Source organism: Duganella aceris (genome assembly GCF_011090165.1).
GTDB lineage: Bacteria > Pseudomonadota > Gammaproteobacteria > Burkholderiales > Burkholderiaceae_D > Rugamonas > Rugamonas aceris.
In genome coordinates, this window is the sequence record NZ_JAADJT010000001.1 from 201614 (window position 1) to 215995 (window position 14382).

Below are 14382 nucleotides of genomic sequence, written 5' to 3' on the forward strand. Positions count from 1 at the left end.
AGATTCATAACGAACTGAAACACCGCAACGCACTCCGGAGGTCTCCAACGTGGCTGTGGCAAACGACATCGCGCACTGGCGCGCACAGATCTTTGCGCGCTTGCTGCTGGTCGTGTTCGTGCTCGGACTGTGCACCGCCGTGCCCAGCGCGCTGCTGGCGGCCAGCGAAGGCATGTGGTCGATCGTCGCGGTCGATACGCTGGCGCTGGCCTGGATCGGCGTGGTCTGGCGCTGGCGCGGCCTCGGCTACACCGCGCGCGTGGTCAACTTCCTGGCGGTGGCGTTCACGGTCGGCATCGCGCTGCTGCTCAAGGTCGGCCCGGTCAGCCAGATCTACCTGATGGCGGTGCCGGTGCTGGCGGCGCTGCTGCTCGGGCTGGGCCCGGCGCTGTGGACGCTGGCGCTGGCCGGGCTGGCGGTGATGGTGCTCGGCTTCGACGCCAACTCGCGGCTGCACATCGACGGCATGCCGGACTCCGGCTTCCTCAAGGCCGCGATCATCTCGCTCAACTTCATGTTCATGACGGCGATCCTGACGCTGTCGTGCGCGGTGCTGCTGCGCCACCTGGAACGCTCGCTCGATTCGCTGCGCGCGCTGAACGCCGAACTGAGCACCACCTCGGACGACAACCACCGCCTGGCCTTCTTCGACGTGCTGACCGGCCTGCCCAACCGCCGCCTGCTGATGGACCGCATCGACAAGCTGCTGGCCAGCTCCGAGCGCGGCGCCACCTACAGCGCGGTGATGTTCATCGACCTGGACCGCTTCAAGACCATCAACGACGCGCGCGGCCACGCCATCGGCGACGCGCTGCTGTGCCACGCCGCCGCGCGCCTGAGCGACCTGATGCGCAAGGCCGACACCGTGGCCCGCATCGGCGGCGACGAATTCGTGGTGCTGCTGGCGCATCTGTCGCCCGAGCTGCCGGGCGCCAGCCAGAACGCGCTGCTGGTGGCGGAAAAAATCCGCGCCGCCATCAGCCGCGATGCCGAGATCGAAGGCCAGATCTACAACTCCACCGCCAGCATCGGCGTCACCATGCTGCCCAAGGCCGGGCCGGACCTGCCGCCGCAAACCGCGCAGGACCTGCTGCGCGAGGCCGACACCGCGATGTACCGCGCCAAGTCGCAAGGCCGCAACGGCATCGCCTTCTTCGAAGCGGCGATGCAGGCCGAGGTCGAGCGGCGCCTGAGCATGGAGCGCGACCTGGCCGCCGCGCTGGGCGCCGGCCAGCTGCAGATGCACATCCAGCCGCAGGTCGACCGCAACGGCCGCACCGTCGGCGGCGAGCTGCTGATGCGCTGGCCGCAGCCGGACGGCTCGATGGTGCCGCCGTGCGTGTTCATCCCGGTGGCGGAGGATTCCGGTCTGATCGTCGAGCTGGGCGCGTGGGCGCTGCGCCAGGCCTGCGACGCGGTGCTGCGCCTGAGCGCGGCCGGGCTGGCGATGCCGCTGTCGGTCAACGTCAGTCCGACCCAGTTCCGCCAGGCCGATTTCGTCGCCCAGGTGAAGCGCACCTTGGCCGACAGCGGCGCCCCGGCCGCGCTGCTGGTGCTGGAAGTGACCGAAGGCCTGCTGATCGAAAAGCTGGACGACACCATCGCCCGCATGCACCAGCTGGCGGCGCTGGGCCTGCGCTTCTCGATCGACGATTTCGGCACCGGCTATTCCAGCATGGCCTACCTGAAGAAAATGCCGCTGTACGAATTGAAGATCGACCGCAGCTTCATCATCGACACGCCGGAAGACGCCAGCAGCAGCGCGTTGGTGCAATCGATCCTGGCGATGGCCGGCCACCTCGGGCTGCGGGTGGTGGCCGAGGGCGTGGAGACGCAGGCCCAGGCCGACTTCCTGATCGCCAACGACTGCGCCTGCATGCAGGGCTACCTGTACGCGCGGCCGATGCCGCTGGCGGCGCTGATCGCGCGGCTGCGGGCCGACGCGGTCGCGGCGCCCTCGTAGCGCGGCGCCGCGCCGGTGAGGCTTACTGCACCACCGTCACGCGCTTGCCGCTGATATTGCGCTGCGGCGGGTTGCCGTAGACGGTGACGCGGCCGGAGCCGTTGGCGTCGGCCACCAGCGACTGGCTGACGGCGGCCGAGATGCTGCCGGAGCCGTTGGTCGACAGTTCCGCGCTCTGGCTGGTGAGGCCGGCCAGGTCGGCGCTGCCGGAGCCGCTCAGACTGACGGTCAGATTGCGCACGTTGCCGCGCGCGCTGGCGCCGCCGGAGCCGTGCACCATCAGGCTCAAGGTGTCGCCGTTGACCCGGCCCAGGTCCAGCTGGCCGGAACCGTTGAGACGCGCCACGGTCGAGCCGCTGTCGAGCGCGGAGGCGTTCAAGCCGCCGGAACCGTTCAGGCGCGCGTCGAGGCGGCTGACGCTGCCGGCCAGCTGCACCGAGCGCGAACCGTTGAGCGACATGTCCAGCGCGCCGCCGTTCAAGCCGCTGACCGCCAGGCGTCCGGAGCCGTTGGCGTTGACCTGTTGCAGACGCGGCGTGGTCACCACCACGCGCAGCGGGTTGTCGGTGCGCAGCCGGCCCTCGGTCCACACCTTCAGCGTACCGCCGCGCGCCTCGGTGCGCAGCAGCGGCAGCAGGTTGCTGTCGCCCTCCACCTGCAGCGACGGCGCCGGGCCGACGCGCACCTCGACCTGCAGTGCGCCGTTGATGTCGATGCCGTCCAGGTCGCCGATCTCGCGGCGCTCGACGGTGTTCTGGCCGTTGCCCTGCACCACGTTGCCGCCGAAGGCGGAGCTGAACTGCACGTTGCCGTTGGCGTCGTCCGGCACGACGATGATGGCGCAGCCGGCCAGGGTGACGAAGAGGGTGGCGGCGGCGAGGGCGATGGCGGAGCGGCGCATGGCGGGTGTCCTGAGAGTTGAAAGTGAAGCCACTATAGCCAGCGGCGCCGGCGCCGGCATGGTCGATGCGACAAGCGGTCGAAAATGAGGGATGAAACGTGGAAACGGCGGTGCTGCGGTGCTACCATGGCGGGCATGACGACGCCGACACTTCCCGCCCGCTCCGACCTGCATGATTTGCGCGAGCGCACCCGCCAATTCGCCCGCGACCGCGACTGGGCGCCGTTCCACACGCCGAAGAACCTGGCGATGGCGCTGTCGGTGGAAGTGGCCGAGCTGGTCGAGCATTACCAATGGCTGCCGAGCGGCGCCGAGGCCGAGCTGGACGACGCCGCCCGCACCGGCATCCGCCACGAGCTGGCCGACGTGCTGCTGTACCTGGTGCAGCTGGCGGACAAACACGGCGTCGACCTGCACGCCGCCGCGCTGGAAAAGATCCAGCTCAACGCCATCAAGTATCCGCCTGCTTAAAGCCTATAGTTTATAGGCCCAGCGCCTTGCGGATCTGCGCCGAGACGATGCGCCACGACGGCGAGCCGGCCGCGACTTCGTCGTAATGGCTGCCGCCCGGCAGCAGCACCACTTCGGCGGCGTCGCCGGCGGCGATCGCGCGGCGCGCGTAGTCCTGGCCCGCGCGCAACGGCGCGATCGTGTCCAGCTCGCCGTGGATCAGCACCGTGCGCACGCCTGCCGGCAACATCTCCGCCGGCGAGGTGTCGGCGAACACGTCGGGACGCTCGGCGCTGGCCACGCCCGCCAGCTGCGCCGTGTCGCGGTCGCAGCTGGACTTGATCAAGGCCGCTTCGTTGCGCAGGTCGGCCAGGCCGCCCAGGCTGATCACCGTCGGCACCGGCAGCGGATCGGCGACGTACAAGGGACTGTCGCGCGGCACCCGCGACCGCGCGCCGGCCCATTGCGCCAGGTGGCCGCCGGCCGAGTGCCCCACCAGCACCAGCCGCGACAACGCCAGCTTGTGCTCCGGCGCCAGCGCGCGCAGCCGGTCCATCGCGGTGGCGACGTCCTGGTACATGCCGGGATAACCGCCGCCCTCCTCGTCGTAACGACGGTATTCGACGTTCCACACCGCGATGCCCTCCTTGACCAAGGCGCCGGCCATGTTGCGCATCTGCGTGATGCCGCCGAACTCCTTGGTCCAGCAACCGCCGTGGATGATCACCGCGACCGGGAACGGGCCGTCGCCGGCCGGCTGGAACAGCTCGGCGAACTGCGACGGCGCCGCGCCGTACGCCACGTGCCGGCTCGGCGCCGGACCGTTCAGCGCCAGGTAGTCCTGCAAGGTCATCGGCGCCGCGCCCGCCGCGCCCGCGTTGCCGGCGATCGCCGCCGCCAGCAGGGTCCTGCCCATTCTCTTCAACATGCGCCACGCCTCCGTATGATCGTTCCGGCATGCTACACGAAAAAAGGCCGCCCCGAAGGGCGGCCTCCACTCCACTTCCCAAGCCCCCGCTTAGAACTTGTAGTTGGCGCGCACGTAGTAGTAGCCGCCGTTGATACCGATCGGCGAGAACGTCGGCAATACCGTCACCGCCGCGTTGTCGCCCGCCGCGCGCTGGTCCGCCAGCAGCAGCGGGTTGACGCCGTCAGGATACTTGTTGAACAGGTTGTTGGCGCCCACCGCCAGCGACAGAGCCGGGGTCACCTTGTAGCCCACTTCCAGGTCGGTCAGGTACTTGGTCGAGATCTCGGTCTTGTGATAGACCGCGCCGTCTTCGCTGCCGTAGCTGCTCGACTTGCCGTAGATCGACTCGCGCAGGTTGACCGTCCAGTTGCCCAGCTTCCACAACGCGCCCAGGTTGACGCGCAGTTTCGGCGACGCGGTTTCCAGGTCGGCGATCGCGGTCTTGTCGAGCAGGGTCTGCGGCGCCAGCTGCGTCGGCGCCTGGTTGATCTTGGTGACTTCAACCTTGTTGTAGTTGGCGGCCGCCGACCAGTCGACGCGGCCGGCGGTGCCGTAGTTCTCGTTCAGCGTGGTGACGATCTCCACGCCGCGGCTGCGGGTGTCGACCGCGTTCGAGAAGATGTTGATACCGGTCTGGCTGACCGCGCTGTCAAGCACGTTGCCGTTGGCCTTGATCGCCGCCAGCACCGCCGCCGAGTTGTTGGCGCCGCCGCCGGAACCGAACAGCAGGCCGGAACCGACGATGCGGTCGCGGATCTTGATCTGGTAGGCGTCCACCGTCATCGACAGGTTCTTGGCCGGATTCAGCACCAGGCCGAGGCTGAAGTTGGTCGAGCGTTCAGGCTTCAGGCCGTCCACGCCGACCAGCTTGGCGGCCGGCGAATTCGGCGGCAGCTGCACGAAGGCGGTGGTCGGGCCGACGTTGGTGGCCGAGTAGTACGATTCGGCCAGCGTCGGGGCGCGGAAGCCGTTCGACACCGTGCCGCGCAAGGCGACCACCGGCGAGAAGTCGTAGCGCGAGGTCACTTTGCCGACGCGGGCGCTGCCGAAATCGCTGAAGTGTTCGTAGCGCGCGGCCAGGTCCAGCGTCAGGTCGGCGACCGGGCTGCCGGCGATGTCGACATAGGCGGCGTTGTTGTCGCGGTCATGGCTGCCGGCGTCGGTCAGCGAGAAGCCAGGATACGACTGCGAGCCTTCCTTATAGCGCGAGGCGGCGTCGCCCGCTTCGATCTCGTACTTGTCCTTGCGGTGTTCCAGACCGGCGGCGACGTTCAGCGGCTTGGCCCAGCCGATGTTGAATTCCTGGCTCGCTTCCAGCGTGGTGGTGAACTGGCTGGCGATGAAGGCGCCGGCGCGGAATACGGTCGGGGTGCTGCCGGTGTCGTTGAACAGCGAGACGTTGCCGGAGTTGGCGACGCCGATCTGCGACTTGTCGCGGCCGTAGGTGGCGCTCAGGTCCATGTTCCAGCCGGCCAGCTTGCCCTTGATGCCGCCGGTGAAGGCGAAGTCGTCTTCCTTCATGGTTTCGCGCGGCGAGAAGCCGGTCGGGTACACCACCGGCAGGCGGCTCGGCAGACGATAGTTCTCGTAGGCGCTGGCTTCCTTCTTGCCGTAGGTGGCGATGGCGTAGACCTGGGTGTCCGGATTCAGGTCCCAGCCGAAGTTGGCCGCGAACACGTGCTGGTGGTACTGCGCGTCGCCGGAGATCAGGTTGACGTGCGGGTAGCCCGGTTGCTGGAACATGCCCGGATAGGCGGCGATGTTGGCCGGATCGATCACACGCGGGTCGATGCCGCCGCGATCCGAGTAGCCGTGGTATTTCGATTCCACCGTCAGGTTCAGGAAGGCGTCCTTGAACGGCTCCAGGCCGACGTTGAGCGAACCGTCGCCGGTGCGGCCGCCGCCGTCCCAGTAGCCGCCGCCGGTGACCATCGCCGAGCCGCCGCTGTTGTTCGATTTGAGGATGATGTTGATCACGCCCGCGATCGCGTCGGAGCCGTACTGGGCGGCCGCGCCGTCCTGCAGCACTTCGATGTGGTCGATCGCCGCGACCGGGATGTAGTTCAAGTCGGCCGCCGCGCCGCCCTGGTATGGTCCGCCGAGCACGGCCAGGTTGGCGGTGCCGTGGCGGCGTTTGCCGTTGACCAGCACCAGCGTGTTGTTCGGGCTCAGGCCGCGCAGGCGGGCCGACAGCGTCATGTTGGCGGTGTCGCCGCCGAAGGCTTGCGCCGTGAAGGAAGGCAGATTCTGCGCCAGCGCCTGGATCAGGTCCGGTTGGCCGGTGCGTTGCAGCGAGGCCGAGTCCAGCACCTGGATCGGCGAGGCGCTGTTCTCCGCCTTGATGCCGCTGGAGCGGGTGCCGGTGACGATGACCGCGCCGACCGAGCCGGTGTCGGCGGCATCGGCGACGGCGGCATCATCGGCGGCGGCGGGAGCGGCGTAAACGCCCATCGCCAGGGTGGACAGCACGGCTGCGACGCCGATCTTGAGTGTGGCCTTATGCATATTTAAAATCCCCATTTTTTGAATAACAAAGAAAAGACCCGAACAAAAATCCTGATGTGCTGCATTCCTTCACGACGGTTTATTTCTTGGCCGCGACCACCTCGATCTCCACCAGCCAGCCCGGGTTGCTCAGGCCCGCGACCTGCACCACGGCGCGCGCCGGCAGGTTCGGCTGGCTGCCGCCGAAGTACTGGGTGTAGGCTTCCATGAAGCCCTTGGTGTCGCCCTTGCCGCCCTTGGCCGGATCGCCGACCAGGAACACCTGCATCTTCACCACGTCCGACATCTCCAGCTTCATGCCGGCCAGGACGTCCTTGATCTTCTTCAGCACCGTTTCGGTCTGGGCCTTGGTGTCGCCGTAGGCGGCCAGCGAATCCGGCGCGGCGGCGGTGTCGATCACGGCCGGCACCTGGCCGCTGATGAAGTGGATGGTCGCGGTCGGCGGGATGGTCACGGCCAGCGCGATCGGGAAGTCGGAACCGGGAATCTTGTGGCGCACGATGTCGGCCTTGACCGGTTCCTTGGCGGCGGCGGCGGCGTTCGATGCGGCGGCGGCGGACAGCAGGCCCAGTGCGGCCGGGATCAACAGGGTGGCGAGTGCTTTTTTCATGGTCTCTTTATCTTTCAGTGTTTGTTGGACATTGCGGAATTGCCGAATGCTTCGACGCCGAGCGCGGCGCGCAAGGCCGTGACATCGGCCTCGCTCAGGCCATCGGCCTTGTTGCCCCAGTTGCCGCGCACAAAAGTGAGCACGGTGGCGATGTCGCGGTCGCTCAGGCTGTCGCTGAAGTCGGGCATGCCGCCGCGACCTTTCAGCAGCACGGTGGCGACGTCGCCACCCTTGCCCTGCACGAATTTGCTGCCGGCCAGCGCCGGGAAGGCGCCGGGGATGCCCTTGCCGGTGGCCTGGTGGCAGGCGGCGCAGTTCTTCATGAACAGCGCCTTGCCATCCATCTCCTGCGCCCGCGAGGGCGAGCTGACCGCCGCCGCGAAGGTGGCGACGATCACCATCGCCGCCTTGATCAGAACCTCCTTCATGCGCTGGCCCTTTCATGGATCTTGGCGATCTGCTGCCACGCCGATTCGATCGCGCCGGCCTGCCAGCCGGTCAGGTAGCTCAGGTGCTCGCCGGCCAGCATGATGCGGCCCTCGCCCTCCAGCAGCGTCGGATAGGCGGCGGCGCGGGTCTTGTCGGTCCACTCGGCCCAGCCGCCCAGGTTGTACTGCACCCGGTGCCAGGCCACCGAGAACGCATTCTCGAACGCGTCCTGATACTGCGGGAAGATCTTCTGGCCGGCGGCGACCGCGAACTCGGCGCGTTCCTTCGGCGACAGCGCGCTGATCTCGATGGCGGCGGTCTGGTACTGGTAATAACCGAGCAGCACGCCCTTCTTCTTCTGGAAGTTATAAGAAGGCATGGAGATGGTGTTGATGCCCTTCAGGTCGGTCAGCACGTGGCCGCCGTAGATGTTGTCGTCCTCTTCCCAGAAGCGGCGCTTCATCTGCAGGCCGATCTTGCCGACCGGCGCGTACGCCACGCTGGCGACGGCCTGTTTGAACTTGTCCGAAAAATCGGTATCGATCTGGCGCAGCACCGACAGCGGTATCGCGCACAGGCAGTAGTCGGCACTGATGGTGCTGACCTTGTTGGTGGCGGTGTCCTTGTAGGTCACCGTCACACCCTTGTCGTTCTGACGGATGGTCTGTACTTCCGATTTGTAGCGGATATTCTTGCCGACGCGTTTCTCGAACGCCTTCGGGATCGCGTCCATGCCGCCGACCGGCTGGAACATGGTGTTCTGCATCGGGAAATCCTGCACCGCGCTGTAGACGTTGCCCAGCTTGGAGGACAGCAGTTCCTTGAAGCCCAGCGGGTCCGACTGCTTGCCCGGTCCCGGCGACAGACCGGCGCCCGGATTGACGGCGAAGCCGCGACCGGTGCGGCCCTTGTATTGCAGGTCGGCGCCGGCCAGCTGGCCTTCGTGCGCCAGGTAGTCCAGCAGCAGGCGCTTGTCGTCGGCCGTCAGTTCCTGGTCCAGCGAGTTGTTCTTGACCGACTTGGCCAGCAGCTCCGAGACGTGGCCGCGCATGTCGGCCTTGATCTCCTTGATGCGCATGCGCTTGCCCGCGAACGGACCGGCGTTTTCCGAATACACATACGAGTGGTCGTTATCGTTGACCATCACCTCCAGCGGCACCTCGAACAGCTTGGTGTAGTGCAGCGTCGATTGATGGTGCAGCGGAATGCGCCACGGGCCGTGGTTGATATAGTGACCTTCGTCGAATTCGCAGGTCTGCTTTTCGCCGCCCAGTTCGGTCAGGCTGAAGCCCTTGCGCGCGGTCTGGCAGCGGCCGCCGGCGAAGGCGCGCGCTTCCAGGATCTGGCACTGGTAACCCAGCTTGCCGAGCTCGTAGGCGGCGGTCAGGCCGGCCAGGCCGGCGCCCAGGATCAATACCTTCTTGCCCTTGCCGCTACCGCTTAGCGCCGGCGGCGCGGACATCGTGGAGCCGATGCCCATGCCCCACGCGTTCATGGTATTCAACAGCAATCCGGTGCCGCCGACGGCGGCGGCCCGGTACAGGAAATCCCTGCGGGTAAACGAACTAAACGATTTAAACGGTTTTACCAATTTACTGTCCATCTGCTTCCTCACCAGTCTGCTGAAAGATCCTTGGGCGACTTGCTGTCCCATAGTGGCTATCTAGCAAGCCGCGTGCCACGAATTGAAAGAAAATAAACATGCTTCATGGCGCAAGGAAGCCTTATGCAATCTGGCTAAACGATATAAAACAATGTCTGTTCATGAAGGCTGAAAACATTGTTAGTCAGCGCACATTGCCAGTGCCGGCGACAAACTTTATTTATGCGGAACGGACTTTATTTGCGGCCGCCTCAGGCCGCGCCGGCCGGCCCGGCGCAAGCGCTTCCACGCGCATTTGGCGGCGCCGCACCGTTAAGATGCACGCACCGAAATAAGCCGTAGTGGTATGCACGACGCTGGATCGCGCCGTATGCTATCGAAGAGGGAAACTAGTTAGCGAAGCTGGCGAAACTCTGCGTAGTGGTACGCAGTGCCGGCGCCGGCGCGGCGGACGGGCCGCGCGGCAGGCGTTCGATTTCCACCGCCGCCAGATGGCGGTGCGCGGCGCTGGCGTCGGCCAGGTGGCAGGCGTGGAACTGCATCGGCGCGGCCGGATCCAGCAGATACACCAGGTCCAGGTTGGACGGATCGTAGGCCACCTTGACGCTCCACTGGCCGCGCAGGCGCGCGCGTTCGAACCAGCGTTCATTGATGGCGCGGGCGCAGGTGTAAATACTATCGAACAGCATGATGCCGTCGCCGCTGACGCTGGCGGGGGCCACCGGCATCAGGCTGCAGCGGATCAGCTGTTCCGGGTAGATCTTCAAGCCGCCGCCGCGATGCGCCGTGCCCCAGTCCCACAGTTGGCGCGGCGTGGCGCCGCCGGCGTGGCGCAGCGCGTGGCGGCTGTTGTAGTACAGGACGCAGTCGACCACGATGCGGGTGAACTGTTCCAGATCGAGCACGCCGTCCAGCCGGCAGGCCGCGCCGTCGGCGCCGGGCGCCAGCAGCTTGAAGCGTTTTTCCAGCACCTCCCTGCAATCCTCCGGGCCGGCGTCGACCGCGACGCAGCGCAGGTTGAAGTTGTTGAGCAGCGTTTCGCCGCTCCAGCCGCAGGTCAGCGCGGCGTTGGTGAACAGGGTTTCCGGCAAATGGCGGCAAGGCCATTGCTCGGCATCGATGTGGCGGCCGAACTGCTGGCTGTAGCGCTGCTTGTCGGCGCTGCAGTTGGCCAGCGCCAGCATCGCCTGCGGCCAGGTGGCTTCGCCCATGCCGACGTACATGCCGGTCACCAGGCGGCTGAAGGAATCCAGCACCAGATACACCAGCGGCCGGCCGATGGCCTGGTTGCGGTCGGCGCGCGACACCAGTTGCACCTCGGCGCGCACCGCGTCGAGGTAGAAGCCGGCGCCGGGGCGGCCCGGCGGCAGCGCGCCGGCCAGCAGCGGCGCCGGTTCCGCCACGGCGGCGGCGCTGCGGCGCGCCACTTCCGGCGGACGGTCGTCGTCGTGGTCGAGCCAGTAGTTGAACTGGCCGAAGGTCGGCAGTTCCATCTTCGGGCTGACCGGCGTGGCCATCACGCGGCCCGATTCGGTGTCGATGCGGCGCTCGATGAAGAAGTCGGCCAGCATCTGCTGATAGGCGCCCAGCCGCGAGAACTTGGCGTGGCCGGCGGCGTAGTGCGCGGTGGCGACCCGGAACACGCGGCGGATTTCCTCGTCGGCGTTCATGCCCGGACCGGCATCGACGCCGTTCTTGCGCGGGCGGCCGCGCTTGACGCCGGCCGAGGCCTGGCGCACCTTGCCCTTGCCGCCCGAGTTGCCGTAGTCCGGCAGCAGCGCGTTGGGGGTCTGTCCGCGCTGCCAGTAGCGGCGCAGGTAGCGGTAGATGGTCGGATGCGAGACGCCGTGCGCGGTGGTGGCCTGGGCGATCAGCTGGCCGCGCTGGCGCGCCTCATAGATCTCCGGCTCGCGCGCCACCAGCGGCTCGATGATTTCCCACGCGCGGGCGCGCAGTTGCAGATGCTTGGCCGGCAGCAGCTCGTGGCTGACGACCATCAGGAAGGGATCGGCCGGCAGCACGCTGGCGTGGCCGGACCGGATGTCGGCGTGCAGCGCCGACAGTTGGATCAACTCGACATCGGCCGAGCGGGCCGCCACGTCGAACACATAGGCGTGGCTTTGCTCGGGTGCGATCCACAAGATGCGGACGGTGCGCGGAGACGGATGCGTATAGTGCAGCAGGTCGTTCCGCAGCAGCATCAGCGCCCCTTGCTCGAGAAGGATGCGACGTTGAACGGGCGGGTGTCGACGGCGATCGAACGCCTTCCGGCGGGATCCGATTCACGCAGCATTTGCGGCTTGATCGAATCGACAAAGGTAGTCCACAGCTTCCTGAATGATGTCATTTCAATGCTCCGATGCATAACGACTTGTCTCCAGGTTGAGGCGCGTCAACCGCGCGCCTTTTATGACGGTGTGCTATCACATATGCAATAAGTGGGCCAGCCTCATGCGAAGCAGCCTCTCCTATGAGAGGGATTCATGTGGATTGCCAACGATCACTATTTCAGATTCGCCAAGCTTTGTTTTGGTGCGGCGCAACAGAGATACGCACCGAGCATGTGCACGGTGGCAAGAATGAAAACGGGGCCTGCGACCCCGTCGATGATGCGATTAGTATTTCTTGGCCTTGGGCTTGGCGCCCGGCATCGGCTTCTTAGGCGGGGTCGCCTTGCCCGATTCCGGCGGCATGCGGTCGGCCTGGCTGATCTTCAGCTGCGCGCCGCCGACCCAGACCTTGCCGAGGTGCTTGAACAATTCCGGCGGCATGCCGTCCGGCAATTCCAGCATGCTGTAGGTATCGAAGATCTCGATACGGCCGATGTGCTTGGCTTCCAGCCCCGCCTCATTGGCGATGGCGCCGACGATGTTGGACGGCGTGGCGGCGTGGTTGCTGCCCACCTCGATGCGGAAGGCGCTCATCGGAATGGTCACCTTGTTCGGCTTTTCCTTTTTCTTCTTCGGCGCCTCGTCCAGGTCGGCGGCGCTGGCGCGCGCCACCTTTTCCAGCGGCGACGCGGCCGGCTTGGCCGGAGCCGGAGCCGGCGACGGCGCTGCAGAAGCGGCGGAAGCGGCCGAAGCGCGCGGCGGCACCGGACGGGCGGCCGGCGCTGGCGCCGGCGCGGGCGCGCCATCGCCGTTGTCGGCGCTGATGCGCAGCGACTGGCCGGCGACCTTGATGCCGGCCAGGTGGCTCAGCACGTCGGAACCCAGGTTGTCCGGCATGTCCAGCACGCTGTAGTCGTCGTAGATCTCGATGCGGCCGATGTTCTTGGAGTCGATGCCGCCTTCGTTGGCGATGGCGCCGACGATGTTGCCCGGCTTGACGCCGTGCTGGTAGCCGACTTCGATGCGGAAGGTCTGCATGCCGGCGTCCGGCGCGCGCACGATGCGCTCTTTTTTCGGGAAGCGCTCGCTGCGTTCGCCCCGGTCCGGACGCTCGCTGCGTTCGAAGCGGTCGCCGCGATCGCCGCGGTCCTGGCGTTCGAAGCCGACCTGGCGGCCGGGACGCTCGTCCCAGGTGGCGGCCGCCACGTGCGTCTTTTTATCCAGCAGCAGCGGCACGTCGCCGCGCGCCATCTTGGCCAGCGCGGCGGCGATCTCGATCGCCGGGATGTTCTGTTCGCGCTCGAAGTCTTCGATCAGCGACTGGAACTGTTCCAGCTCGCCCTGGGCCAGCGTCTCGCTGATCTGCGACTTGAACTTGGCGATGCGGACATCGTTGACCGCCTGGATGGTCGGCAGCTCCAGCATGCCGATCGGCTGGCGCGTGGCGCGCTCGATCGACTTAAGCAAATTCTTTTCGCGCGGGGTGATGAACAGGATCGCCTCGCCGCTGCGGCCGGCGCGGCCGGTGCGGCCGATGCGGTGGGTATAGCTTTCCGGATCGTGCGGCACGTCGTAGTTGACCACGTGGCTGATGCGCTCCACGTCCAGGCCGCGCGCGGCGACGTCGGTCGCCACCAGGATGTCGATCTTGCCGTCCTTGAGCATCTGGATGGTGCGCTCGCGCTGCTGCTGCTGCACGTCGCCGTTGATGGCGGCGGCGGAGAAGCCGCGCGCCTGCAGCTTGCTGGCCAGTTCCTCGGTGCCGAGCTTGGTGCGCGAGAAGATGATCATGCCGTCGAAGTTCTCGGCTTCCAGGATGCGGGTCAGCGCGTCCAGCTTGTGCATGCCCGACACCAGCCAGTAGCGCTGGCGGATGTTCTCGGCGGTGCCGGTCTTGGCCGCCACCGTGATTTCCTTCGGATTGCGCAGGTAGGTGTTGGCGATGCGGCGGATCGCCGACGGCATGGTGGCCGAGAACAGCGCGGTCTGGCGCGTGTCCGGGGTCTCCTGCAGGATGCGCTCGACGTCGTCGATGAAGCCCATGCGAAGCATTTCATCGGCTTCGTCCAGCACCAGCGTCTTCAGCTTGGACAGGTCGAGCGAACCCTTGTCCAGGTGATCGATGACGCGGCCCGGGGTGCCGACCACGACGTGCACGCCGCGGCGCAGGGCCGACAGCTGCGGGCCGTAGCTCTGGCCGCCGTAGATCGGCAGCACGTGGAAGCCGGGGATGTGCGCGGCGTAGGTCTGGAACGCCTCGGCGACCTGGATCGCCAGTTCGCGCGTCGGCGCCAGCACCAGCGCTTGCGGCGTGGTTTGTTTGATATCGATGCGCGACAGGATCGGCAGCGCGAACGCGGCGGTTTTGCCGGTGCCGGTCTGGGCTTGGCCCAGCACGTCCAGGTTGGCCAGCAGCGAAGGAATGGTCGCGGCCTGGATCGGCGATGGCGACTCGTAGCCCACCTCCTTTAACGCCTTGATCAGCGGTTCGCTGAGCTTCAAGTCGGTGAAAAGGGTGATGGGGGAGGATGGGTTTTCAGACATGGCGTCACTCACAAGTATGTTCGAATCGCCTAATTGCGAAAGAAATTTGTGCGTAGTTTACTCTTTATCGCCGAACT

The 14382-nt window shown here is 66.6% G+C and carries 11 protein-coding genes; 2 read left to right on the top strand and 9 right to left on the bottom strand.

The window, feature by feature from the left end; genetic code table 11:
• Window positions 1-49: 49 nt before the first annotated feature.
• Window positions 50-1963 carry a putative bifunctional diguanylate cyclase/phosphodiesterase gene (locus GW587_RS00895; RefSeq protein ID WP_166097482.1) on the top strand — a complete coding sequence of 638 codons (1914 nt, stop codon included), beginning with the start codon at window positions 50-52 and terminating at the stop codon, window positions 1961-1963.
• Between the two features lie 22 nt (window positions 1964-1985).
• Here the strand turns inward: GW587_RS00895 and GW587_RS00900 are convergent, their stop codons facing one another.
• A complete protein-coding gene (locus GW587_RS00900) occupies window positions 1986-2864 on the bottom strand; it encodes a head GIN domain-containing protein (protein ID WP_166097483.1) in 879 nt (292 codons plus the stop codon).
• 135 nt (window positions 2865-2999) lie between these two features.
• Between GW587_RS00900 and GW587_RS00905 the strand changes: the two genes are divergently transcribed.
• The gene (locus GW587_RS00905; protein WP_166099029.1) at window positions 3000-3335 is read left to right on the top strand and encodes a nucleotide pyrophosphohydrolase; all 336 of its coding nucleotides are present in this window, start codon (window positions 3000-3002) and stop codon (window positions 3333-3335) included.
• A gap of 10 nt (window positions 3336-3345) precedes the next feature.
• Here the strand turns inward: GW587_RS00905 and GW587_RS00910 are convergent, their stop codons facing one another.
• From GW587_RS00910 to GW587_RS00945, 8 genes are all read right to left on the bottom strand, one after another.
• Window positions 3346-4242: an alpha/beta hydrolase gene (locus GW587_RS00910; RefSeq protein WP_166097484.1), complete on the bottom strand. Its 897-nt coding sequence runs from the start codon at window positions 4240-4242 to the stop codon at window positions 3346-3348.
• A gap of 90 nt (window positions 4243-4332) precedes the next feature.
• The gene (locus tag GW587_RS00915; RefSeq protein ID WP_166097485.1) at window positions 4333-6789 is read right to left on the bottom strand and encodes a TonB-dependent receptor plug domain-containing protein; all 2457 of its coding nucleotides are present in this window, start codon (window positions 6787-6789) and stop codon (window positions 4333-4335) included.
• 79 nt (window positions 6790-6868) lie between these two features.
• The gene (locus tag GW587_RS00920) at window positions 6869-7399 is read right to left on the bottom strand and encodes a RidA family protein (protein ID WP_166097486.1); all 531 of its coding nucleotides are present in this window, start codon (window positions 7397-7399) and stop codon (window positions 6869-6871) included.
• Window positions 7400-7413: 14 nt separating this feature from the next.
• A complete protein-coding gene (locus GW587_RS00925) occupies window positions 7414-7827 on the bottom strand; it encodes a c-type cytochrome (RefSeq protein ID WP_166097487.1) in 414 nt (137 codons plus the stop codon).
• Window positions 7824-9482: a flavin monoamine oxidase family protein gene (locus GW587_RS00930; protein ID WP_308495363.1), complete on the bottom strand. Its 1659-nt coding sequence runs from the start codon at window positions 9480-9482 to the stop codon at window positions 7824-7826. Before GW587_RS00930 ends, GW587_RS00925 begins: the two co-directional genes overlap by 4 nt.
• 338 nt (window positions 9483-9820) lie before the next feature.
• Entirely contained in the window at window positions 9821-11632 is a 1812-nt protein-coding gene (locus tag GW587_RS00935) for a TnsB C-terminal domain-containing protein (RefSeq protein ID WP_166097489.1), read from the bottom strand.
• Window positions 11632-11778, bottom strand: coding sequence for a hypothetical protein (locus tag GW587_RS00940; RefSeq protein ID WP_166097490.1), 147 nt, complete (start codon window positions 11776-11778; stop codon window positions 11632-11634). Before GW587_RS00940 ends, GW587_RS00935 begins: the two co-directional genes overlap by 1 nt.
• A 268-nt stretch (window positions 11779-12046) precedes the next feature.
• Complete coding sequence (locus GW587_RS00945; protein WP_166097491.1) at window positions 12047-14305, bottom strand: DEAD/DEAH box helicase; 2259 nt, start codon at window positions 14303-14305, stop codon at window positions 12047-12049.
• Window positions 14306-14382: the final 77 nt, after the last annotated feature.

What these genes read in the sequence shown, in the direction of transcription:
- GW587_RS00900 (WP_166097483.1), bottom strand. Translation starts at nt 2,864, where the DNA reads ATGCGCCGCTCCGCCATCGCCCTCGCCGCCGCCACCCTCTTCGTCACC.
- GW587_RS00905 (WP_166099029.1), top strand. Translation starts at nt 3,000, where the DNA reads ATGACGACGCCGACACTTCCCGCCCGCTCCGACCTGCATGATTTGCGC.
- GW587_RS00910 (WP_166097484.1), bottom strand. Translation starts at nt 4,242, where the DNA reads ATGTTGAAGAGAATGGGCAGGACCCTGCTGGCGGCGGCGATCGCCGGC.
- GW587_RS00915 (WP_166097485.1), bottom strand. Translation starts at nt 6,789, where the DNA reads ATGCATAAGGCCACACTCAAGATCGGCGTCGCAGCCGTGCTGTCCACC.
- GW587_RS00920 (WP_166097486.1), bottom strand. Translation starts at nt 7,399, where the DNA reads ATGAAAAAAGCACTCGCCACCCTGTTGATCCCGGCCGCACTGGGCCTG.
- GW587_RS00925 (WP_166097487.1), bottom strand. Translation starts at nt 7,827, where the DNA reads ATGAAGGAGGTTCTGATCAAGGCGGCGATGGTGATCGTCGCCACCTTC.
- GW587_RS00930 (WP_308495363.1), bottom strand. Translation starts at nt 9,482, where the DNA reads ATGGGACAGCAAGTCGCCCAAGGATCTTTCAGCAGACTGGTGAGGAAG.
- GW587_RS00935 (WP_166097489.1), bottom strand. Translation starts at nt 11,632, where the DNA reads ATGCTGCTGCGGAACGACCTGCTGCACTATACGCATCCGTCTCCGCGC.
- GW587_RS00940 (WP_166097490.1), bottom strand. Translation starts at nt 11,778, where the DNA reads ATGACATCATTCAGGAAGCTGTGGACTACCTTTGTCGATTCGATCAAG.
- GW587_RS00945 (WP_166097491.1), bottom strand. Translation starts at nt 14,305, where the DNA reads ATGTCTGAAAACCCATCCTCCCCCATCACCCTTTTCACCGACTTGAAG.